This is a genomic window from Salinisphaera sp. SPP-AMP-43, from assembly GCF_049568105.1.
Lineage (GTDB): Bacteria > Pseudomonadota > Gammaproteobacteria > Nevskiales > Salinisphaeraceae > Salinisphaera.
In genome coordinates, this window is the sequence record NZ_CP145335.1 from 1,780,222 (window position 1) to 1,799,675 (window position 19,454).

General features: G+C 63.2%; 19 protein-coding genes. 14 read left to right on the top strand and 5 right to left on the bottom strand.

Going from position 1 to position 19,454, the window contains the following annotated elements; all coding sequences use genetic code 11:
* Nucleotides 1-41 precede the first annotated feature (41 nt).
* The 3 genes from zipA (at nucleotide 42) to V5738_RS07580 (ending at nucleotide 3,607) form a co-directional block, all read left to right on the top strand.
* Nucleotides 42-983 carry a cell division protein ZipA gene (gene zipA / locus V5738_RS07570; RefSeq protein WP_423823815.1) on the top strand — a complete coding sequence of 314 codons (942 nt, stop codon included), beginning with the start codon at nucleotides 42-44 and terminating at the stop codon, nucleotides 981-983.
* Complete coding sequence (gene ligA, locus V5738_RS07575; protein ID WP_423823816.1) at nucleotides 983-3,103, top strand: NAD-dependent DNA ligase LigA; 2,121 nt, start codon at nucleotides 983-985, stop codon at nucleotides 3,101-3,103. The genes zipA and ligA overlap by 1 nt, the downstream gene beginning before the upstream one ends.
* A gap of 102 nt (nucleotides 3,104-3,205) precedes the next feature.
* Nucleotides 3,206-3,607 (top strand): hypothetical protein, encoded by a 402-nt coding sequence (locus tag V5738_RS07580; protein WP_423823817.1) that lies wholly within the window; start codon nucleotides 3,206-3,208, stop codon nucleotides 3,605-3,607.
* Between the two features lie 162 nt (nucleotides 3,608-3,769).
* Here V5738_RS07580 and V5738_RS07585 read toward each other — a convergent pair whose 3' ends face one another.
* Both V5738_RS07585 and V5738_RS07590 read right to left on the bottom strand, forming a co-directional pair.
* Nucleotides 3,770-4,036, bottom strand: coding sequence for a BolA family protein (locus V5738_RS07585; RefSeq protein WP_423823818.1), 267 nt, complete (start codon nucleotides 4,034-4,036; stop codon nucleotides 3,770-3,772).
* A 42-nt stretch (nucleotides 4,037-4,078) separates the two neighbouring features.
* The gene (locus V5738_RS07590) at nucleotides 4,079-4,378 is read right to left on the bottom strand and encodes a YciI family protein (protein ID WP_423823819.1); all 300 of its coding nucleotides are present in this window, start codon (nucleotides 4,376-4,378) and stop codon (nucleotides 4,079-4,081) included.
* A gap of 105 nt (nucleotides 4,379-4,483) precedes the next feature.
* Here V5738_RS07590 and V5738_RS07595 point away from each other — a divergent pair, with 105 nt between their 5' ends.
* The 7 genes from V5738_RS07595 (at nucleotide 4,484) to V5738_RS07625 (ending at nucleotide 10,186) form a co-directional block, all read left to right on the top strand.
* The gene (locus V5738_RS07595) at nucleotides 4,484-5,116 is read left to right on the top strand and encodes an L-threonylcarbamoyladenylate synthase (protein ID WP_423823820.1); all 633 of its coding nucleotides are present in this window, start codon (nucleotides 4,484-4,486) and stop codon (nucleotides 5,114-5,116) included.
* A gap of 120 nt (nucleotides 5,117-5,236) precedes the next feature.
* Nucleotides 5,237-6,250, top strand: a complete 1,014-nt coding sequence (gene trpS, locus V5738_RS07600; RefSeq protein WP_423823821.1) for a tryptophan--tRNA ligase — start codon at nucleotides 5,237-5,239, stop codon at nucleotides 6,248-6,250.
* 6 nt (nucleotides 6,251-6,256) lie between these two features.
* Nucleotides 6,257-7,066, top strand: a complete 810-nt coding sequence (locus tag V5738_RS07605; protein ID WP_423823822.1) for a segregation and condensation protein A — start codon at nucleotides 6,257-6,259, stop codon at nucleotides 7,064-7,066.
* Nucleotides 7,063-7,794 carry an SMC-Scp complex subunit ScpB gene (gene scpB, locus V5738_RS07610; protein WP_423823823.1) on the top strand — a complete coding sequence of 244 codons (732 nt, stop codon included), beginning with the start codon at nucleotides 7,063-7,065 and terminating at the stop codon, nucleotides 7,792-7,794. The genes V5738_RS07605 and scpB overlap by 4 nt, the downstream gene beginning before the upstream one ends.
* 71 nt (nucleotides 7,795-7,865) lie before the next feature.
* Complete coding sequence (locus V5738_RS07615; protein WP_423823824.1) at nucleotides 7,866-8,645, top strand: ferredoxin--NADP reductase; 780 nt, start codon at nucleotides 7,866-7,868, stop codon at nucleotides 8,643-8,645.
* Nucleotides 8,646-8,663: 18 nt separating this feature from the next.
* Nucleotides 8,664-9,407, top strand: a complete 744-nt coding sequence (locus tag V5738_RS07620; protein WP_423823825.1) for a pseudouridine synthase — start codon at nucleotides 8,664-8,666, stop codon at nucleotides 9,405-9,407.
* 83 nt (nucleotides 9,408-9,490) lie between these two features.
* A complete protein-coding gene (locus tag V5738_RS07625; protein WP_423823826.1) occupies nucleotides 9,491-10,186 on the top strand; it encodes an endonuclease III domain-containing protein in 696 nt (231 codons plus the stop codon).
* Nucleotides 10,187-10,238: 52 nt separating this feature from the next.
* Here the strand turns inward: V5738_RS07625 and V5738_RS07630 are convergent, their stop codons facing one another.
* Genes V5738_RS07630 through V5738_RS07640 form a run of 3 tightly spaced genes read right to left on the bottom strand, consistent with a single transcriptional unit; the run spans nucleotide 10,239 to nucleotide 12,960 of the window.
* Nucleotides 10,239-10,922: an HAD family hydrolase gene (locus tag V5738_RS07630; RefSeq protein ID WP_423823827.1), complete on the bottom strand. Its 684-nt coding sequence runs from the start codon at nucleotides 10,920-10,922 to the stop codon at nucleotides 10,239-10,241.
* Nucleotides 10,919-11,629: a bifunctional 2-polyprenyl-6-hydroxyphenol methylase/3-demethylubiquinol 3-O-methyltransferase UbiG gene (ubiG, locus tag V5738_RS07635; RefSeq protein ID WP_423823828.1), complete on the bottom strand. Its 711-nt coding sequence runs from the start codon at nucleotides 11,627-11,629 to the stop codon at nucleotides 10,919-10,921. The genes V5738_RS07630 and ubiG overlap by 4 nt, the downstream gene beginning before the upstream one ends.
* An 8-nt stretch (nucleotides 11,630-11,637) precedes the next feature.
* Nucleotides 11,638-12,960, bottom strand: coding sequence for a TRZ/ATZ family hydrolase (locus V5738_RS07640; RefSeq protein WP_423823829.1), 1,323 nt, complete (start codon nucleotides 12,958-12,960; stop codon nucleotides 11,638-11,640).
* Between the two features lie 227 nt (nucleotides 12,961-13,187).
* Here V5738_RS07640 and gyrA point away from each other — a divergent pair, with 227 nt between their 5' ends.
* The 4 genes from gyrA to pheA all read left to right on the top strand — a co-directional run bounded on the left by gyrA (nucleotide 13,188) and on the right by pheA (nucleotide 19,446).
* Complete coding sequence (gene gyrA, locus V5738_RS07645) at nucleotides 13,188-15,791, top strand: DNA gyrase subunit A (protein ID WP_423823830.1); 2,604 nt, start codon at nucleotides 13,188-13,190, stop codon at nucleotides 15,789-15,791.
* A gap of 46 nt (nucleotides 15,792-15,837) precedes the next feature.
* Complete coding sequence (gene serC, locus V5738_RS07650; protein ID WP_423823831.1) at nucleotides 15,838-16,920, top strand: 3-phosphoserine/phosphohydroxythreonine transaminase; 1,083 nt, start codon at nucleotides 15,838-15,840, stop codon at nucleotides 16,918-16,920.
* A gap of 128 nt (nucleotides 16,921-17,048) precedes the next feature.
* A complete protein-coding gene (locus V5738_RS07655; RefSeq protein ID WP_423823832.1) occupies nucleotides 17,049-18,242 on the top strand; it encodes a phosphoglycerate dehydrogenase in 1,194 nt (397 codons plus the stop codon).
* Nucleotides 18,243-18,342: 100 nt separating this feature from the next.
* A complete protein-coding gene (gene pheA, locus V5738_RS07660) occupies nucleotides 18,343-19,446 on the top strand; it encodes a prephenate dehydratase (protein WP_423823833.1) in 1,104 nt (367 codons plus the stop codon).
* Nucleotides 19,447-19,454: the final 8 nt, after the last annotated feature.

Sequence of the window (19,454 nt, forward strand, 5' to 3'; positions counted from 1 at the left end):
CGCGACTGTCCAGGGCCTCCATCCAACCCACTTCGTTGCCTATGTCTATCGTGCAATGGCTTCTTCTGATTCTCGTGATTCTGGTCGTGGCCGGGGTCTATTGGTATATGCGGCGCCAGGGCGGCGGCGATCCCTGGCAGGGCATGGAAGAGCCCGAGGAGCCCGGCGATGAGCCATCGTCGACCAGTAACGACTCCTACGTGGTCGGCGTGCGTACGATCAGCCGGGAAACACCGGCCGACCGTAAGGCCGCGGCCGAACAGGCTGCACGGGCACGCGAAGGCGACGAGACGCCAGCCTCCGAGGCGGATCGGACCCGTGCGCCGCGTCAGCCGACCGCCGTACGGCGCAGGCCGGCCGCCGATCCCCAGAACACCGAAGTGCGCTCCAGCGAGATCGAGGCGCCGCGCGGGCTCGATAACGAGGCGGACGAGCCCATCGCGGCCGAGCCGGCGCCGGCCGAGCCTGTCGAGCCGGCCGCTGCCGTAGGCGAGCCTCCGCCGGCCGAGCCTGAACGTGTGCATATGGTCGCGCCGCACCCGACCGAGGATTCTCAGATCTTCGTGCTGTATGTCGCGGCGCCTGAAGGCCAGACCTTCGACGGCCCGGCCGTGCACGATGCATTGGCTAAGGCCGATCTCAAATTCGGCCTCAACGATATGTTCCATCGCATCACCGAGGTTCACGGCGTGACCGAGTCGGTGTTCTGCGTGGCCAATATGCTCAATCCCGGCACCCTCGATCCGGCCGAACAGGCACGGCTTTCTACACCCGGTCTGGCGCTGTTCCTGCTGGTGCCCGGCGCCTTGGAAGGCCGGCCGGCGATGCGCGACATGATGGAAACCGCGAACCTGCTAGCCACCGCGCTCGGCGGCAATGTGCTCGATGACAACCGGGCGCTGCTAAAAGCCCAGACGGCGCAGTACATGCTCGACCAGATCGCCGATATCGACCGGCGGGCCCAGCTCGCACAACGACGCTGATGGCCGCACAGTCGACCCCGCAGGCCGCGCGTGAGCGCGCGGCCGAGCTGGCGCGTGTGCTCGCAGAGCACAGCCGGGCCTACTATATCGAAGCCGAGCCTACGGTCTCGGATGCCGAATACGATCGTCTGTTTCGCGAACTCGAACAACTCGAGTCCGATTATCCGGCGTTGGCCACGGCCGATTCGCCGACCCAGCGCGTCGGCGCGCCGCCGGTCGATGATTTTCCGTCGGTCGATCATGCAACGCCTATGCTGTCGCTGGCGAACTGCTTCGACGACGAGGAATTGGCCGAGTTCGACCGCCGGGCGCGCGAGGGCGTGGGCGTAGATGAACTAGCCTACTGTGCCGAGCCGAAGTTCGATGGCACGGCACTGAATCTGCGCTATGAAGCCGGGGTTTTGGTCCGGGCGACAACCCGCGGTGACGGCGTGACCGGCGAGGATATCACCGCCAATGCGCGCACCATCCGCAATCTGCCGCTGCGTCTGACGGCCGAAAATCCGCCGGATTTCGTCGAAATTCGTGGCGAAGTCGTGCTGCCGCGCTCGCGTTTCGAAGAGCTCAATGAACGCTTGGAGGCCGACGGCCAGAAAGCGTTCGTGAATCCACGCAATGCCGCCGCCGGCAGCCTGCGCCAGCTCGACTCTCGAATCACCGCGACCCGGCCGCTGGTGTTCATGGGCTATGGCATCGGACGCGTGGATGGCGCTTCTCTGACTGACAGCCTCTATGGGCAACTCCAGCAACTCGCCGACTGGGGTTTTATCATCAGCCCGTATATCGACCGGGTCACCGGCCTGGCGGGCTGTACCGATTACTACCAGGCCATGGCCGAACGCCGGGCCGAGCTCGATATCGAGATCGACGGCTGTGTGTTCAAGGTCGACGATGGCCCGAGTCGCGACGAGCTAGGGTTCGTGGCCCGGGCGCCGCGCTGGGCGATCGCCCGCAAATTCCCGGCCGAAGAAACCACGACCACGCTCAACAGCGTGGAATTCCAGGTCGGCCGCACTGGTGCGTTGACCCCGGTCGCCAAATTGGAACCGGTGTTCGTGGGCGGTGTGACGGTGTCCAACGCATCGCTGCACAATATGGACGAGGTCGCGCGCAAGGATATCCGGATCGGCGATCGGGTGGTCGTACGGCGCGCCGGCGACGTCATCCCCGAGGTTAAGGAAGTCGCCGAGCGCGGCCAGAACACCCAAGCCATCGAACTGCCCGAGGCCTGTCCGGTCTGCGGTTCGGCGGTCGAGCGTATCGAAGGCGAGGCCATCGCGCGCTGTACCGGCGGGCTGGTCTGTGCCGCCCAGCGCCGCGAAGCGCTCAAGCATTTTGCTTCGCGTACGGCGCTGGATATCGAAGGCCTGGGCGATCGGCAGATCGAGGCCTTCGTCGCCGAAGGCCTGCTGCATTCGCCGGCCGATATCTTTGCCTTGAAAGCGCATCGCGACGCGCTGCTCGAGCGCGAAGGCTATGGCGAGAAATCGGTGGCCAATCTGTTGGGCTCAATCGAGGCCGCCAAGGATACGACTCTGGAGCGCTTCATCTTCGCGCTCGGTATCCGCGAGGTCGGCCAGACCATGGCCCGGGATCTGGCGCGTCATTTTGGCTCGCTGGAAGCGCTGCAGCACGAAGCCAAGGCCTACCACCAGCGCCTGGCCGATGTCTGGGAACAACACCCGGACAACAAGGCAGCGCGTGATCGAGCGATGGCTGCCGAAGGGCTGCAGGCCGTGCCCGGCGTCGGGGCGCGAGTCGCGCAGTGTATCGCCGATTTCTTTACCGAGCCGCGCAATGTCGAGGTCATCGAAGAGCTGATCGCGGCCGGTGTGCACTGGCCCACCGTAGATACCGAGACCACGCCGCAGCCGCTGTCTGGCCAGACCGTCGTGCTCACGGGAAGCCTCGAATCGCTGACCCGCGAAGAGGCTGGCGAGCGTTTGGAGGCGCTCGGTGCGCGCGTGACGTCCAGTGTGTCGAAAAAGACCGACTATGTGGTGGCTGGCGAGCGCGCCGGTAGCAAGCGCGACAAGGCCGAGAAGCTCGGGGTGACGGTACTCGACGAGGCTGGTCTGTTGGCGCTGCTGGAACAGCACAGGGCCGCAGTCGCCGATTGAGCCGGCCACGGCGAGACAGGCCCGCCGGCGTTGCGCCCGGGCTTGCCGCTCGGCCGGCGACGCCGTAATCTAGCCGGCCGGTTCCACGACAGGATGAGCAAGGTGGCGCGAAGCTGGCTTGAGGTCACAACCGACGAAGTGCAATCCCGACTGGGCATGAGACAGCGCCTGGCCGAACGTCGTGAACAGATGGCCGAGGCGGCCTGGGCGGCGATCGAGGAATGGGTCGGTCCGGCTTTCCAGCAGGCTGGCGAACGTATCGGCAACCGTGAATATCGGATCGCCGGCGATAGCGACCTGGCCGTAGCCAGCTGCGGCATCTATGCCCCTGGCGCGGTCGAGCATGATCCGCGCGTGGCATTCCACGAAGCCGAATTCGATGCCTACCAGCCGATGGTGGTATTGCGGCGCAAGGCCGATGGTGCCGGTGCCGAAGTTGAAAGCCGGACGCTGCGTATCACGAGCCTCGATCGCGAGATATTGGACGAGTTTCTAAACGGCTAACATTTTGCGCTGGCCGCTGGCCTGAAAACGCCGCTTCGAGCCCGGCCGAGCCCCCGCTGCAGTTGGCGCCGACCGTAGTGGCTACGCCATCGAAATCAGCGGCCGGGCGGCCGCCGCCGACCGTATGCATCGGCCGACAGCAAGCCCGCCCACGAGCCGGTGCTATTCCTCCGGTGCCATAGCGCGGATCTGGACCGCATGGATATCGGTCTGCATCAGATCGCCCAGGGCTTCATAGACCAGCCGGTGGCGCTGGATCGGGCTGACCCCGGAGAATTTGGGCGACCGGATGGTTACATGGAAATGACCGAGACCCGTGGCTGCACCGGCGTGGCCGCGGTGCAGATGGCTGTCGTCGCGGATCGCGATGTCGTCGGTGTCGAGCCCCTCGGCGAGGGCGGCGCGAATACGCTGGATGCGATCGCTCATAGCAGGCGCAGTCCTTGTGTTTGCAGATCGGTTAGGCAGGCCTTAAAAGACCTGCTTATAGGGGTACACAGAGCTTTCCATGTACACGCCGGCGGCATTGTAAGGGTCCATATTGGCCCATTGGCGTGCAGCATCGAGATTTTCGAAGGCAGCGATGATGATGCTGCCCTGATAGCCCTCGGCGATCTGGCCATAGGCATCGGTGCTCGGCAGCGGGCCGGCGGTCAGCAGGCGGCCTTCGGCCTGTAGGTCATGCAGCCGCTGGCGGTGTTCTTCACCAGCCTTCGCGCGGCCGTCGGTGCTGTCGGCGACATCGAAACTCACGATAGCAAAATAGTCCATGGCAACTGTCCTTCCGGCGTCTGTGTCCGGTCGTTCGAATAAAGGCCTAGTGTGCCGTATGCACCCAGTGTGGCGCACGCGGATAAAACGATTAAACTCAACCCTATGAGCGAACTCGTCCATGTGCACGCCGAGACCCCGCAGCCTCGGCGCATCGAAAAAGCTGCAAAAGCGCTGCGGGCCGGACAGGTGATTGCTTACCCCACGGATTCGTCTTATGGCCTGGCCTGTGCGATGGGTGACAAGGCCGCGATGGAGCGGATCCGTCAGATCCGCGGTCTCGATCGTGAGCATTTCTTCACCCTGGTCTGTCGCGATCTGTCCGAGATCGCCCAGTACGCCAAGGTCGAAAACCCCAGTTTTCGGCTGCTCAAGTCAGCCACGCCGGGCGCCTATACTTTCGTGTTGCGAGCCTCCAAGCAGGTGCCGAACTGGCTGGCCCACCCCAAGCGCAAGACCATCGGTATCCGGGTGCCGGGCCATCCGGTCGCCCGGGCGATCGTCGATGCCCTGGGGGAGCCGTTCATGACGGTGACCGCAGTGGCCGACGATGATCGCCCCTTGTCCGAAGCCAACGATGTCCGGGAGTTTTTCGACCGGCGCATCGATATGGTCGTGGATTCCGGGGCGACCGGGGTCGAGCCGACCACCGTGGTCGATCTGACCAGTGATATCCCGAAAATCCTGCGGCCCGGCAAGGGCAGCGCCGAAGCGATCGGGATCGAGCCGGACGCCTGACCAGGGTGGCCGCAGCCGGGCGCGGCCGCCGAGCGCGCCCGTGCTGTCGCGCCGTATATCGATGCGGCCGAGTATCGTATACTCGCGCGTTTGATCAGCCCCGACAGCAGGGAGTCATTCGTGTCATCGGCCAACGACCGACCCGTCGTCCTATCCGGCATCCAGCCTTCCGGCGAACTCACGCTCGGCAACTACATCGGTGCGCTCAAGCACTGGGTAAACATGCAGGCCACGCACGATTGCCTGTTCTCGCTGGTCGATATGCATGCGATCACCGTGCGCCAGGATGCAGCCGCACTACGGGCGCGCTGCCATGAGTTCTTGTGCCTGTATTTGGCGGCCGGCGTGGATCCGGACAACGCCACGTTGTTCGTGCAGTCACATGTGCCGGCGCATGCCCAGCTCGCCTGGCTGCTCAACTGCCATACCTCGATGGGCGAACTGAACCGGATGACCCAGTTCAAGGACAAGTCGGCCAAAAACGTCGATAACATCAACGCGGGTCTGTTCGACTACCCAGTGCTGATGGCGGCCGATATCCTGCTGTACCAGGCCGATGCGGTGCCGGTTGGTCACGATCAGAAACAGCATATCGAACTTACCCGCAACCTGGCCGAACGCTTCAACAGCCGGGTCGGTCGGGATGTGTTTACGACTCCCGAGCCATTCATCCCGGAGGTGGGCGCTCGCATCATGAGCCTGGGTGATCCGACCGCCAAGATGAGCAAGTCCGACGATGTCGAGGCCAATGTCATCAAGCTGCTCGATCCGCCCAAGAAGGTGGTTAAGAAGATCAAACGCGCGGTGACCGATTCGGAGGGCGAGGTGCGCTTCGACGAGGCCGAAAAACCGGGTGTGTCGAATCTGTTGTCGATCTTTTCGGCCGTAACCGATCGTGCGATCGTCGATCTGGAGCGCGACTATGCCGGTTCGGGCTATGGCGCGCTCAAGGGCGATCTGGCCGAGGCGGTGGTGGCTTTTCTCGAGCCGCTGCAGCAGCGCTATGCCGAGTTCGCCGAGGACACGAGCGGGCTGGATATGATCCTCGCGCGGGGCGCCGCGGCTGCCCGTGAGCGTGCTCAGCCGACGCTGGATGCGGCCTTTGATGCGACCGGCTTCCTGCCGGCATCGTAGCGGCCGTTGAGCGAGCTCGAGACCAACGCGACCCCGGACGAGTCGATCCGGGTCGCTGGCCAGCCCTATGAGGCGCTGCCGGAGGATCTGTATATTCCGCCGGATGCGCTGCGGGTGTTTCTGGAGGCCTTCGAAGGCCCGCTCGATTTGCTGCTATATCTGATTCGGCGCCAGAATCTGGATATTCTGGATATTCCAGTGTTTACCATCACCCAGCAGTACATGGCCTACATCGAGTTGATGGAGGACATGGCCATCGAGCTGGCTGGTGAGTATTTGCTGATGGCCGCGATGCTGGCCGAGATCAAATCGCGGATGCTGTTGCCTAAGACCGAGGCCGCCGAAGAAGACGAGGGCGACGATCCCCGCTCCGAGCTGATTCGTCGGCTGGCCGAATACGAACAGTTCAAAGAGGCGGCAGAGAACCTGGGCGACTGCCCGCGGGTCGGCCGCGATATCACGCCGGTCCAACACGAGCCGGTCGAAATGACTATCGAGCGCCCGGCGCCCGAGCCGGATCTGCGCAAGTTGCTCGGTGCGCTGCACGATGTGCTGACCCGCGCCGAGCTGTATTCCGAGCACGTCATCGAGCGCGAGCCGTTGTCGGTGCGCGAGCATATGAGTCGGATTCTGGAGCGCCTCGACAGCGGCGAGCCAATGGCATTCGTGGCCTTGGTTTCGCTCGATGAAGGTCGCGCCGGCGTGGTCGTATCGTTTCTGGCGATTCTCGAGCTGGCGCGAGAATTTTTGATCGCGATCGAGCAGACCGAGCCCTATGCCCCGGTCTCGCTGCGTCGCGCCGGGGATTTCGCATGACCGATGAGTCTGCCATGCCCGCTCCTGCCGAGCCCGCCGGCGGCGAGGCCGATGCGCAGATCGCCGAGAGCCTAGTACGCTATATCGAAGCGTTGTTGATGGCTGCCGAAGCGCCGCTGTCGATCGATCAGCTGGTGCGACTTCTGGAGACGACCGAAGCGGTCGACCGGGATCAGGTGCGCCGCGCCCTGGCAACGCTCGGCGAGCGCTATTTGGATTCGGCTGCCGATCTGGTCGAAGTCGCCGGCGGCTGGCGTTTCCAGGTCGGGCCGGACTACAGCATGCTGGTGGCTCGACTCTGGGAAGAACGGCCGCCCAAGTTGTCGCGGGCGATGCTCGAAACACTCGCGATCATCTGCTATCGGCAGCCGCTGGCGCGTTCGGATATCGAAGCGGTGCGCGGTGTGTCGGTGTCTTCCGGCATTGTAAAAACGCTGACCGAATACGAATGGATCAAGGTAGTCGGCTATCGCGATATGCCGGGTCGGCCGGCACTGTATGGCACCACTCAGCGTTTTCTGGACGATTTCGGTGTCCAGCGCCTGTCCGACCTGCCGAGCCTGCCGGAAATCAAGGATCTCGACACCCTGGATGCGGCCGTTGCACGGCTGCAGGGCAGCGAATCGGCACCGTCCGAAGCCGAACCGCCAAGCGGCGAAGACGCCGAGTCGGGTCAGGCCGATGCGCGCGCGGCCGAGATCGAAGACCGCCCACGGGACTTGGAATAGGTCCGACCGGGACCCAAGATACCGCCAGACAATACATGGACCGCCGCTGGTGCGGCGTGAACGGGAGACCAATGGCTGCTCTGAATACCGAACGCGTGCTCAGCGTCAAACACTGGAACGATTCGCTGTTTTCGTTCACCACGACGCGCGACAATAGCCTGCGCTTCGAAAACGGCCAGTTCGTGATGATCGGTCTGCCCACAGACAGTGGCAAGCCGCTACTGCGGGCTTATAGCATCGTATCCGCGAACTACGAGGAATATCTCGAGTTCTTTTCGATCAAGGTGCCGGACGGGCCGTTGACGTCGCGGTTGCAGCATCTTGCGGTTGACGACGAGATCTATGTCTCGACCAAGCCGACCGGTACGCTGCTGATTTCGGATCTGCATCCCGGGCGCAATCTCTATCTGCTGTCCACCGGCACCGGGCTGGCGCCGTATTTGTCGATCGTGCGCGATCCTGAGACCTACGAGCGCTTCGATAAAGTGATCGTGGTTCACGGGGTGCGCTATATCGAGGATCTGGCCTATGCCGACATGCTCGAAACAGATCTGCCCAACGACGAGTTGCTGGGTGAACTGATCGCCGATCGGCTGTTGTATTATCCGGTGGTCAGCCGCGAGGATTTCCGTAATCAGGGCCGACTGACTACGCTGCTGGAAAACGGCCGGCTGGCCGCCGATCTGGGCCTCGATCCGCTCGATCCCGAGCACGACCGGGCCATGATCTGCGGCAGCCCGAGCATGCTCGAGGACACCGCCCAGCTGTTGGATGCCCAGGGGTTCTCGCCGTCGCCGCATATCGGCAAACCGGGCGAGTACGTCATCGAACGTGCCTTCGTCGAAAAATAACTACTGTCAGGATCGAGAATGGCCGAGCGGATTCAGAAAGTGCTGGCGCATGCCGGGTTAGGTTCGCGGCGCGAACTGGAGCGGGCGATCGCGGACGGCCGTGTGCGCATCAACGATCGCACCGCCAAGCTTGGCGACAAAGCCAGTTCTAGCGATCGGCTGCAGTTCGACGGGCGCCCGATCAACCTCGAGAAGAAAAGCCAGGTGCCGACCCGCGTGCTGGCCTACAAAAAGCACGTCGACCAGGTCGTGACCCGGCGCGACCCGGAGGGTCGCCCAACGGTCTTCCGCAAACTGCCGAAACTCGAAGCCGGGCGCTGGCTGGCGGTCGGGCGGCTGGATATCAATACCTCCGGGCTGCTGCTGTTGACCACCGATGGCGAACTCAAGCGCCGTCTCGAGCATCCGTCCTACGAGATCCTGCGCACCTATGCGGCGAGGGTGCGCGGCCAGGTCGATCAGGCTATGATCGACCGGCTGGTTACCGGCGTTGAACTCGAAGATGGGGTCGCCCGGTTCGAGTCGCTCCGCGAGGCCGACGATGTCCATCGGGCCAATCGCTGGTTCGAGGTCACCGTTCGCCAGGGGCGCAATCGCGTCATCCGCCGCCTCTGGGCCAGCCAGGGCGTGACCGTATCGCGGTTGATGCGTACCGGTTTCGGCCCGATCGCGCTGCCGACCGGGGTCAAGGCGGGCAGCTATCGCGAGTTGGATGCCAAGGAAGTCGGCCAGTTGGCCAAGCTGGTCGATCTGAAACGCTGACAGTCTCGTCCTGCCAATCGCCTGCATCCAGTATCAGGTCCGCTGCGTTTTAAGGGGCGACTTGTCCGCCAACAGGAGTTGTTTTGCAACACGCCGAGATCAGCGCGGACGGGCTGCGCGTGTTTTTCGATGCGCTGTATCAGGCCTATGGGCCACAGCATTGGTGGCCGATCCAGGACGAACGCAATCCGCGCTTCGAAATTCTGATTGGTGCGGTTCTGACCCAGCATACGGCTTGGACTAACGTCGAAATCGCGATTGGCGCGCTACGTGAAGCGGGGCCATTGACGGCCGAAGCCATGCTCGCCCATGACGATCTGGCCGGGCTGATCCGGCGTGCGGGGCCGCATCGGGTCAAGGCCGAGCGGCTGCGGGCGTTGTGTCGCTGGTTTGTCGCGCGCGGCGAGTTCGAAGCGATCGAGGCCCTCGATACCGCTACATTGTGTCGCGAGCTGCGCGGGTTGCACGGCATCGGCCCCGAGACCGCCGACGTGATCGCGTTGTATGCCTTCGATCGGCCGCGGTTTATCGCTGATGCCTATGCGTTTCGAATCTTCGAGCGCTATGGCTGGTCGGGCGGTAGTCGGCGTTACGAACGGCTACGCGAGGCGGTCGAGGCCAGCGCCGATCGCCATGCCGATCCGGTGTTTTATGATGAACTGCATGCCTTGATCGTGGCGCATGCCAAACAACGTTGTCATAAGCGCCAGCCCGACTGCGCCCATTGTGCGCTGGCCGAGGTGTGCGCCTATGCATCCGCCGCGATCGCGGCGGAGTGAGGCGACGCCCAGAACAATATCGTCGTTCCTCCGGACGTGTACCTGGCAGGCATCAAGCGTCGCTACGTTGTAGCTGCTGGATGGTGTTCCAGAGTTCGTTCGGCGTATGGACCACGGCTTCGGCCTGCCAGGCGTGGATATCGTCGCCGCTCGGCACATAGCCGTAGCCGGCGGCGATGGTGGGCATGCCGGCGGCCCGGCCGGCCGCGATATCGCGATCGGAGTCGCCGACATAGATACAGCGTGCCGGATCGACGCCCATGCGTTCGCAGGCCAGCAGGATCGGCGCCGGGTCGGGCTTGGATACGCCGGCTGTATCGCCGCCAATCACCGTGCCCGGTGCCGGGTCGAAAGCGGTGTGCTCGACCAGCGGCACCGCCAGAGCTTCGGATTTGTTGGTGACCACGCCCCAGCTCTGGCCCGCCGAACGCAGCGCGAGCAGCAGTTCGCGAATGCCGTCGTAGGGATGGCTTTCGCGAGTCATGCGCCGACGATAGGTGTCGATGAAGCGTTCGTAGGCTTCCGAATAGCCGTCGTCTTCGGGGGTGAGGTCGAAACCGCGTCCGAGTAGGCCGCGCCCGCCATAGGAGCAGTAGGGCGCTAGAACCGCCATCGGCAAGGCCTCGAGCCCTTGGTCGGCGCGCATATCGTTGAGTGCACCGACCAGATCGGGCGCGGTATGCATCAGGGTGCCGTCCAGGTCGAACAGCACGCTATGGCCATGGGCAGTAGTCAAGCGGTCACCTCGGCGCGGCAGGCATGCAGGAAATAATTGACGTCCGGGCGATGGCCGAGCGAGGCGTTGCGGGTGATCGGGTTGTAGCGCATGCCGGTCAGGTCCGCCACATCCAGCCCAGCCTGACGACAATACGACGACAGCTCGGCTGGCTTGATCAATTTTGCGTATTCGTGGGTGCCGCGCGGCAGCAGGCCGAGCAGATACTCGGCGCCGCCGATCGCCAGCCCCCAGGCCATCGGGCTGCGGTTGATGGTCGAGAAAAACACGTCGCCGCCAGGAGCGGCCAGCAACGCACAATCGCCGACCACATGTGCGGGCTCGTCGACGTGCTCGAGCATTTCATAGGCCACCACAATATCGAAGCCACCGGCCATATCATCGGCCAAATCCCGCGACGAGGCGACTTGGTAGTCGATCTCCAGGCCGGACTGCTGGGCGTGTTGCTGGGCGGCCTTGACCGTCTCGCTGGCCAGATCGATGCCGGTGACCTGGGCTCCGCGCGCAGCCATGGCTTCCGACAACAGCCCGGCGCCGCAGCCGATATCGAGTACCCGCTTACCCTTCAAGCCACCGGCGCGACGTTCGAGGTAATCGGTGCGCAGTGGGTTGATGTCGTGCAGCGGGCGCATGTCGCCGTCCGGGTCCCACCAGTTGGCGGCCATGGCGGCGAATTTATTGAGTTCGGCTTGTTGGTTGCTTGGCATGGCAGTTGTCAGTTGGCGTATTCGGATAGATGGGTGGCCCAGGCTGCAGCGCGTTCACGGACCGCGTTGGCGTCGATACGGGTCAATTGTCGATCACGCATCAGCGCACGACCGGCGACCCAGGTGTCGGTGACTTGGTTGCGAGACGCGCTGTAGACCAGGGTAGCGATCGGGTCGAACACGGGCTGGGTTTCGATGGCGGATAGGTCGACTGCGCATAGGTCGGCGGCCTTGCCGGCTTCGATCGACCCGGTCTCCTCGGCGAGGCCCAAGGCCTTGGCCCCACCCAGGGTGGCCATGTGCAGGGCGTCGTCGGCGGAAACCGCAGCGGCATCGTGGCCCGCAATCTTGCCGATCAATGCGGCCGTGCGCATCTCGCCGAGCATGTCCAGGTCGTTGTTCGAGGCTGCGCCGTCGGTGCCCAGCGCCACGTTGACCCCGGCATCGAGCAGCTGCTGAACCGGGGCCAGGCCGCTGGCCAGCTTGAGGTTGGATTCCGGCGAATGAATCACGTGCACACCGGCATCCGCACAGCGCGCGATCTCGTCATCGGTCAGCTGGGTCATGTGCACGGCCAGCAGGTTGGGGGTGAGCAGCCCAAGCGCATCAAGCCGTTCCAGCGGCCGTTGGCCGTACTGTTCCAGCGAGTCGTCGATCTCTTGAGCGGTCTCGTGGATATGCATATGCACGCGCACATCCATTTCATCGGCATAGGTCCGCATTTTGGCCAGCGGTTCGTCCGATACCGTGTATGGGGCATGGGGTGCGAATGGGGTGATGATCCGGTCGTGGTGTCGCCAGGCATCGTGTAGCGCCAGACCCTTGTCGAGGTATTCGTCGGCAGTGGCAGCCCAGATGCTCGGAAAGTCGATCAGGATCATGCCCACGGCCGCACGCATGCCGGCAGCGTCGACACGTTCGGCGACCGCATCGGGGCAGAAGTACATATCGTTGAAGCAGGTCGTGCCGCTGCGGATCATTTCGGCCATGGCCAAGTCGGTGCCGTCGGCCACGAAGGCACGCGACATGTGCCGGGCTTCGATCGGCCAGATATGCTCGGTCAGCCAGGGCATGAGGGGCATATCGCCGGCGATGCCGCGCATCAAGTTCATGGCCGCATGGGTATGCGCGTTGACCAAGCCCGGGATGAGCAGATGATCACGTCGGTCGACTATTTCGCGGCCCGTGTACTCGCGATCAGCCTGGGTGCTGGGCAGCACGGCAGCGATTCGTCCCTGGTCGATGACTACGGCGTGGTGATCCAGTATGCGCGCCGATCCGGTCACCGGGGCGACCCAGCGGGCGTGAATGACGGTATCGACGGATGTCATGTGATGGCTGCGCCTGTCGGGAAGCGAATAGTCGGTCAGCGCGCTCGATGCTACCGGACGCATGCCGCCACGCACAGCGCGACCGGCTGAAACCTTGTGGCTGTGGTATCATAGCGTGCTTCGCGCAGCGGTCTGGTGGCCCGGCACACGGGTGGGGCTCGAGTCGGTTTTGGCTTGCCTTCCCCAGGCTGCGAATTGCGCGCCGGACCGCCAAATTGAACTAGCCTATGGCCGACGTCGCAAAAGAGATCCTGTCGATCAACCTCGAAGACGAGATGCGTCAATCGTATCTCGATTATGCGATGAGTGTGATCGTCGGGCGAGCCCTGCCGGATGTTCGCGACGGCCTAAAGCCGGTGCATCGTCGCGTGCTCTATGCCATGCAGGAGCTGTCCAACGATTGGAACCGACCGTACAAGAAATCGGCTCGCGTAGTCGGCGATGTGATCGGTAAATACCACCCGCACGGCGATTCCGCGGTCTACGACACGATCGTACGTATGGCGCAGGATTTTTCCATGCGCTATGTGTTGGTCGACGGTCAGGGCAACTTCGGTTCGATCGACGGCGACGCGCCGGCGGCGATGCGTTACACCGAAGTGCGCATGGCCAAGCTCGCCCACGAGCTGCTGGCCGACATCGGCAAAGACACGGTCGATTTCATTCCGAACTACGACGAGTCGGAATCGGAGCCGGCGGTGCTGCCGACCAAGCTGCCGAATCTGCTGGTCAACGGTGGTACCGGGATCGCGGTCGGCATGGCGACCAACATCCCGCCGCATAACATCCGCGAGATCATCAATGCCTGCCTGGCGGTGATCGACAACGAAGACGTGACCATCGCCGAGCTGATGGCCTACGTCCCAGGCCCGGATTTCCCTACCGCCGGCATCATCAACGGCGCCTCGGGTATCCGCGAGGCCTATGAAACCGGCCGCGGACGCATCTATATCCGTGCTCGTGCGCATTTCGAGGATGTCGATGCGCGCGGTAAGCAGGCGATCGTGGTCACCGAGCTGCCGTACCAGGTCAACAAGGCCCGGCTGCTGGAAAAGATCGCCGAACTGGTCAAGGACAAGCGCGTCGAAGGCATCACCGAACTGCGCGACGAGTCCGACAAGGACGGTATGCGCATGGTGATCGAGCTGCGCCGCGGGGAAACCCCCGAGGTGGTGCTCAACAACCTGTATCGTCACTCCCAGATGCAGACCGTGTTCGGCATCAATATGGTCGCGCTCGACGATGGCCAGCCGCGCACCCTCAACCTCAAGCAGATGCTGGAAGCGTTTATTCGCCACCGGCGTGAGGTGGTGACCCGGCGCACCCAGTACGAACTGGCCAAGGCCCGGGCCCGGGCTCATGTGCTGGAAGGCCTGACGGTGGCTCTGGCCAACATCGATGAAGTGATCGCACTGATCCGCGCCTCGTCCGGGCCGGCCGAGGCGCGCGAGGCGCTGACCGGTCGGGAATGGGCGCCGGGCCAAGTCAACGCAATGCTCGAGCGGGCCGGGGCAGAGGCCTCGCGGCCGGCAGATCTGTCGCGCGAGTACGGGCTGCTGGGTTCCGGCCGTTATCGGCTGACCGAGACCCAGGCCCAGGCCATTTTGGATCTGCGCCTGCATCGTCTGACTGGTCTGGAACAGGACAAGATCATCGAGGAGTTCGAAAAGCTTCTCGACAATATCGCCGACTATATCCAGATTTTGTCGTCGATGGCGCGACTGTTCGAGGTTATCCGCGAAGAGCTGGTCGCGGTTCGCGACGAATATGGCGACATGCGCGCCACCCAGATCATTGACGACCATCTCGATCTGACTACGGCCGATCTGATCTCGCCGGAAGATGTCGTGGTCACGCTGACCCACGAAGGTTATGTGAAATCCCAGCCGCTGGATGCCTATCGTGCCCAGCGTCGTGGCGGGCGCGGCAAGTCTGCGACCACCACCAAGGACGCCGACTTCATCGAAAAGCTGTGGGTGACCCACACCCACGACACGCTGCTGTGCTTTTCGTCCTACGGCAAGGCGTATTGGCTCAAGGTTTATGAGTTGCCGAGTGCCGGCCGCGGCGCCCGTGGCAAGCCGATCGTCAATCTGTTGCCGCTGGAATCCGACGAGCGCATTTCGCAAGTGCTGCCGATCAAGGATTTTGCCACCGGCGAAAACGTGTTCTTTGCCACCCGCAACGGCACGGTGAAAAAGACCGCGCTCGAGCAGTTCTCGCGGCCGCGGGCCAACGGCATCATCGCCATCGATCTGAGAGATGATGATGCCCTGGTCGGGGTCGATCTGACTGCCGGTGACGATACGGTCATGCTGTTTTCCTCGGCCGGCAAGGTGATCCGTTTCGCCGAAGAAGACGTGCGCGAGATGGGGCGTAATGCCGCCGGCGTGCGTGGCATTCGGCTGCCCGAGGACGACGATAGCGCCAAGGTGATCGGGCTGATCGTGGTTCGCGAAGGCGAGATCCTCACGGTGACCGAATCCGGCTATGGCAAGCGCACCCCGGTCGACGATTATCCGCTGCGCGGACGTGGCGGCCAGGGGGTGCTGGCACTCAAGCAATCGGACAAGACCGGGGCAGTGATTGGTGCGACCCAGGTCGCCGAGCATGACGAGATTATGCTCATTTCGAACATGGGCACGCTGATCCGCACTGCCGTGGCAGAAGTGTCCGTGCTGGGGCGCAATACCCAAGGGGTTCGCATTATTCGCGTGGCCGACGACCAGCGCCTGGTCGGGGTCGACCGCATCGCCGCAGCGGACGTGGATGACGAACAAACCGAGATGTCGGACGACGCTCCGGATACCGCCGCACCCGAGTCGGAATAACCCGACTCGGGGCAACCTGCTTTGTTTTCCACGAGGAGTGGTTTTCATGTCACGTGTGTATAACTTCAGCGCAGGCCCGGCCACGCTGCCGGTCGAGGTGCTCGAGAAAGCCCAGGCCGAGATGCTCGACTGGCAAGACTCTGGCATGTCGGTAATGGAGATGAGCCATCGTGGTTCTGCGTTCGTGTCGATCGCCGAGGACGCCACCGCTCGGCTGCGCCGCCTGCTGAACGTACCCGATGACTACAGCGTGCTGTTCCTACAGGGCGGGGCGGCTGGTCAATTCGCCGGTGTGCCGCTGAACCTGATGGGCCATTCCCAGATCGCCGACTATGTGGTGACCGGGAACTGGGGCAAGAAAGCGATCAAGGAAGCCGGGAAGTACGGTGAAGCGCGCCTGGCGGCCTCCGGCGAAGCCGATGGCTTTACCAGCATTCCGCCGGTCGCCGATTGGCAGCTGTCCTCAGATGCGGCGTATGTGCATTACACGCCCAACGAAACCATCCAGGGCGTGGAATTCCAGGAAACGCCGGATGTCGGCAATGCGCCGCTGGTCGCTGATATGTCGTCGGATTTTCTGTCGCGTCCGGTGGATGTCTCCAAATACGGTGTGATCTATGCCGGCGCGCAGAAGAATGCGGGGCCGGCCGGTATCACCATGGTGATCGTGCGCAACGACCTGCTCGAACAGGCCCAGGCGGCTTGCCCGATGGTGCTCGACTACAAGCAGCAGCGCGATGCCGATTCCATGCTTAACACGCCGGCCTGCTATGCCTGGTATATCTGTGGCCTGACCTTCGAATGGCTCGAGAACCAGGGTGGGTTGGAAGCCATCGAGAAGATCAATATTCGTAAGGCGTCCAAGCTCTACGACTTTATCGACGGTTCGGATTTCTATCGCAACCCGGTCGATCCAGCCGTGCGTTCGCGTATGAACGTGCCGTTTCTACTGGCCGATGACGCGCTGAACAAAACCTTCTTGGCCCAGGCCGAGGACGCTGGGTTGTCGACCCTCAAGGGGCACCGCTCGGTGGGCGGCATGCGTGCTTCGATTTACAACGCCATGCCGGAATCGGGCGTGGATGCGCTGATCGAATTCATGCGTGCCTTCGAAAAAGACAACGGTTAATACCGGACCGGACCCGGCCGTTTGGTCGGGTTGTTCGGCGGCGCTGACCGCGATGGTGCCGCCGGCCCGGCTGCCGCAGTGGTGGACGGTACGGTATCGGTTTTAGATTTTCCGATAAGAGGATGGTCATGAGCCTCAAGATTCAAACCTTGAACAATATCTCGCCGCGCGGCCTGGACAAGCTGCCGCGCGAGCTTTACGAAGTCGCCTCCGAGATCAACGCACCGGATGCGATCATTCTGCGTTCGGCGAACATGCACGATATGGCGATCGCCGACTCGGTGCGTGCGATCGGCCGCGCCGGGGCCGGGGTCAACAATATCCCCGTCGATAGCATGACCGAACGCGGCGTGCCGGTGTTCAACGCCCCCGGGGCCAATGCCAACGCCGTCAAGGAGCTGGTGTTGTCCGGCATGCTGCTGTCGGCACGCAACATCCTGGGCGCCTGGAAGTATGTCGAAGAGCTGACCTCGACCGGCGCCGATCTGCACAAGGAAGTCGAAGCCGGCAAGAAGAAGTTCAAGGGCGTCGAACTGCCTGGTCGCACGCTCGGCGTGATTGGCCTGGGGGCGGTCGGTGTCAACGTGGCCAATGCTTCGCAGAGCCTAGGTATGAAGGTCGCTGGCTTCGACCCGGGCATCACCATCAACAATGCCTGGCGTTTGCATGCCAATGTCGCCGAGGCTTTGTCGGTGGACGATCTGATGTCGGGCTCGGAGTTCGTGAGCCTGCATGTGCCGTTGGTCGATGGCACCCGTGGCCTGGTCAACGCCGAGCGGCTCAAGCTGATGCCGGAAGGCGCCGTGCTGCTGAATTTCTCGCGCGCCGAGATCGTCGACGAAGACGCCGTGCTCGCTTCGCTAGCCGAAGGCCATCTCAAGTACTACGTCTGCGACTTTCCTTCGGAGAAGCTGCGCGGCCACGAACGGGTGATCACGCTGCCGCATCTGGGCGCGTCCACCGACGAGGCCGAAGACAACAGTGCGATGATGATCGCAGATCAGCTGCGCGACTGGCTGGAAGTCGGCAATATCCGCAACTCGGTGAATTTCCCCGAGGCGATCATGCCGCCGACCGCTAACGCGCATCGGATCGTGGTGATCAACCGCAACCAGCCGAACATGGTGGGTCAGATCACCTCGGCGCTGGCGCGACACGAGCACAACATCGCCGATCTGCTCAACAAGTCGAAGGGCGATGTGGCGTTGTCGTTGGTCGATGTCGACGAAGCCGTGGCCGATGCTGCGCTCGAAGAACTGCGCGGCATTTCAGGCGTGCTTTGCGTGCGCTATCTTGGCGCCATCGGGCGCGACGCTGCCTGACCACGCTTTGCGGGTCGCCGGCTGATCGGTCGGCGATCCGAATTCCAAAATGACCCCGTATCCGGGATCGGCCGAACCCGGCGAGTCGAGAACTGACGCCATGAGCACGCTATCCGACGATGAAGCGCTGTCCCGAGCGCGCGCCCAAATCGACGATCTCGACCAGCGTATCCACGCCCTGGTCAACGAACGTGCGGGGGTGGCGCTCGAGGTGGCCCAGATCAAGCAAGCTGCCGGACGCCTGGATTTCTATCGCCCCGAACGCGAGGCCCAGGTACTGGAGCGAGTCGCCCAGCGCAATCAGGGGCCATTGGCAGACGGCGCGATCACGCGCATCATGCGCGAAATCATGTCGGCCTGTCTGGCGCTGGAAAAGCCGATGACGGTGGCCTATTTGGGCCCGGAAGGCACCTATACCCAGGCCGCGGTTTACAAGCATTTCGGCCATGCCGTGGCTGCCCAGCCGAGCCCGGCGATCGGCGATATCTTTCGCGAGGTCGAAGCGGGTAATGCCCAATTCGGCGTAGTGCCGGTCGAGAATTCTACTGAAGGCGTGGTAACCCACACGCTCGATCAGTTGGTTGGCAGTCGGCTGTCGATCTGCGGCGAAGTCGCGCTTGCCGTGCATCATCATCTGCTGTCGCATGCCGCGGATGCTTCCCAGATCACCCGGGTGGTCGCGCATGCCCAGTCGTTGGCACAGTGCCGGCAATGGCTGGATACCCATCTGCCGGGGGCGGTGCGTGAAGCGGTGGCTTCGAACGGCGAAGCCGCACGTCGGGTGGCCGGTGAGCCGAATGCGGCTGCGATCGCAGCCCGTGCGGCCAGCGATTTCTACGAGCTGCCGATCTTGGCCTCGAATATCGAAGACGAACCCAACAACACCACGCGATTCCTCGTGCTCGGCCAGCAGGCGGTTGCAGCGTCCGGCCACGACATGACCTCGATTCTGGTGTCGATCCGCAATCGCCCCGGCATGCTGTACCGGCTTCTGGCGCCGGCGGCCGCGGCCGGCGTCGATCTGGCCCGGATCGAATCGCGGCCATCGCGTCGGCAGGCCTGGGACTACAACTTCTTCATCGATATCGAAGGACATGCCGACGATGCGCCGGTACGCCAGGTGATCGAGGCGATTGAAGCCGAGTCTGTGATGCTCAAGATCCTCGGCTCCTACCCGCGCTCGGTCGAGCGCGAAACCGAATAATCCAAGCT

Bases quoted from the DNA above. Each gene is read 5' to 3' on its own strand.
- zipA (WP_423823815.1), top strand. From the start codon at position 42: ATGTCTATCGTGCAATGGCTTCTTCTGATTCTCGTGATTCTGGTCGTG.
- ligA (WP_423823816.1), top strand. From the start codon at position 983: ATGGCCGCACAGTCGACCCCGCAGGCCGCGCGTGAGCGCGCGGCCGAG.
- V5738_RS07585 (WP_423823818.1), bottom strand. From the start codon at position 4,036: ATGAGCGATCGCATCCAGCGTATTCGCGCCGCCCTCGCCGAGGGGCTC.
- V5738_RS07590 (WP_423823819.1), bottom strand. From the start codon at position 4,378: ATGGACTATTTTGCTATCGTGAGTTTCGATGTCGCCGACAGCACCGAC.
- V5738_RS07595 (WP_423823820.1), top strand. From the start codon at position 4,484: ATGAGCGAACTCGTCCATGTGCACGCCGAGACCCCGCAGCCTCGGCGC.
- scpB (WP_423823823.1), top strand. From the start codon at position 7,063: ATGACCGATGAGTCTGCCATGCCCGCTCCTGCCGAGCCCGCCGGCGGC.
- V5738_RS07615 (WP_423823824.1), top strand. From the start codon at position 7,866: ATGGCTGCTCTGAATACCGAACGCGTGCTCAGCGTCAAACACTGGAAC.
- V5738_RS07620 (WP_423823825.1), top strand. From the start codon at position 8,664: ATGGCCGAGCGGATTCAGAAAGTGCTGGCGCATGCCGGGTTAGGTTCG.
- ubiG (WP_423823828.1), bottom strand. From the start codon at position 11,629: ATGCCAAGCAACCAACAAGCCGAACTCAATAAATTCGCCGCCATGGCC.
- V5738_RS07640 (WP_423823829.1), bottom strand. From the start codon at position 12,960: ATGACATCCGTCGATACCGTCATTCACGCCCGCTGGGTCGCCCCGGTG.
- gyrA (WP_423823830.1), top strand. From the start codon at position 13,188: ATGGCCGACGTCGCAAAAGAGATCCTGTCGATCAACCTCGAAGACGAG.
- serC (WP_423823831.1), top strand. From the start codon at position 15,838: ATGTCACGTGTGTATAACTTCAGCGCAGGCCCGGCCACGCTGCCGGTC.
- V5738_RS07655 (WP_423823832.1), top strand. From the start codon at position 17,049: ATGAGCCTCAAGATTCAAACCTTGAACAATATCTCGCCGCGCGGCCTG.
- pheA (WP_423823833.1), top strand. From the start codon at position 18,343: ATGAGCACGCTATCCGACGATGAAGCGCTGTCCCGAGCGCGCGCCCAA.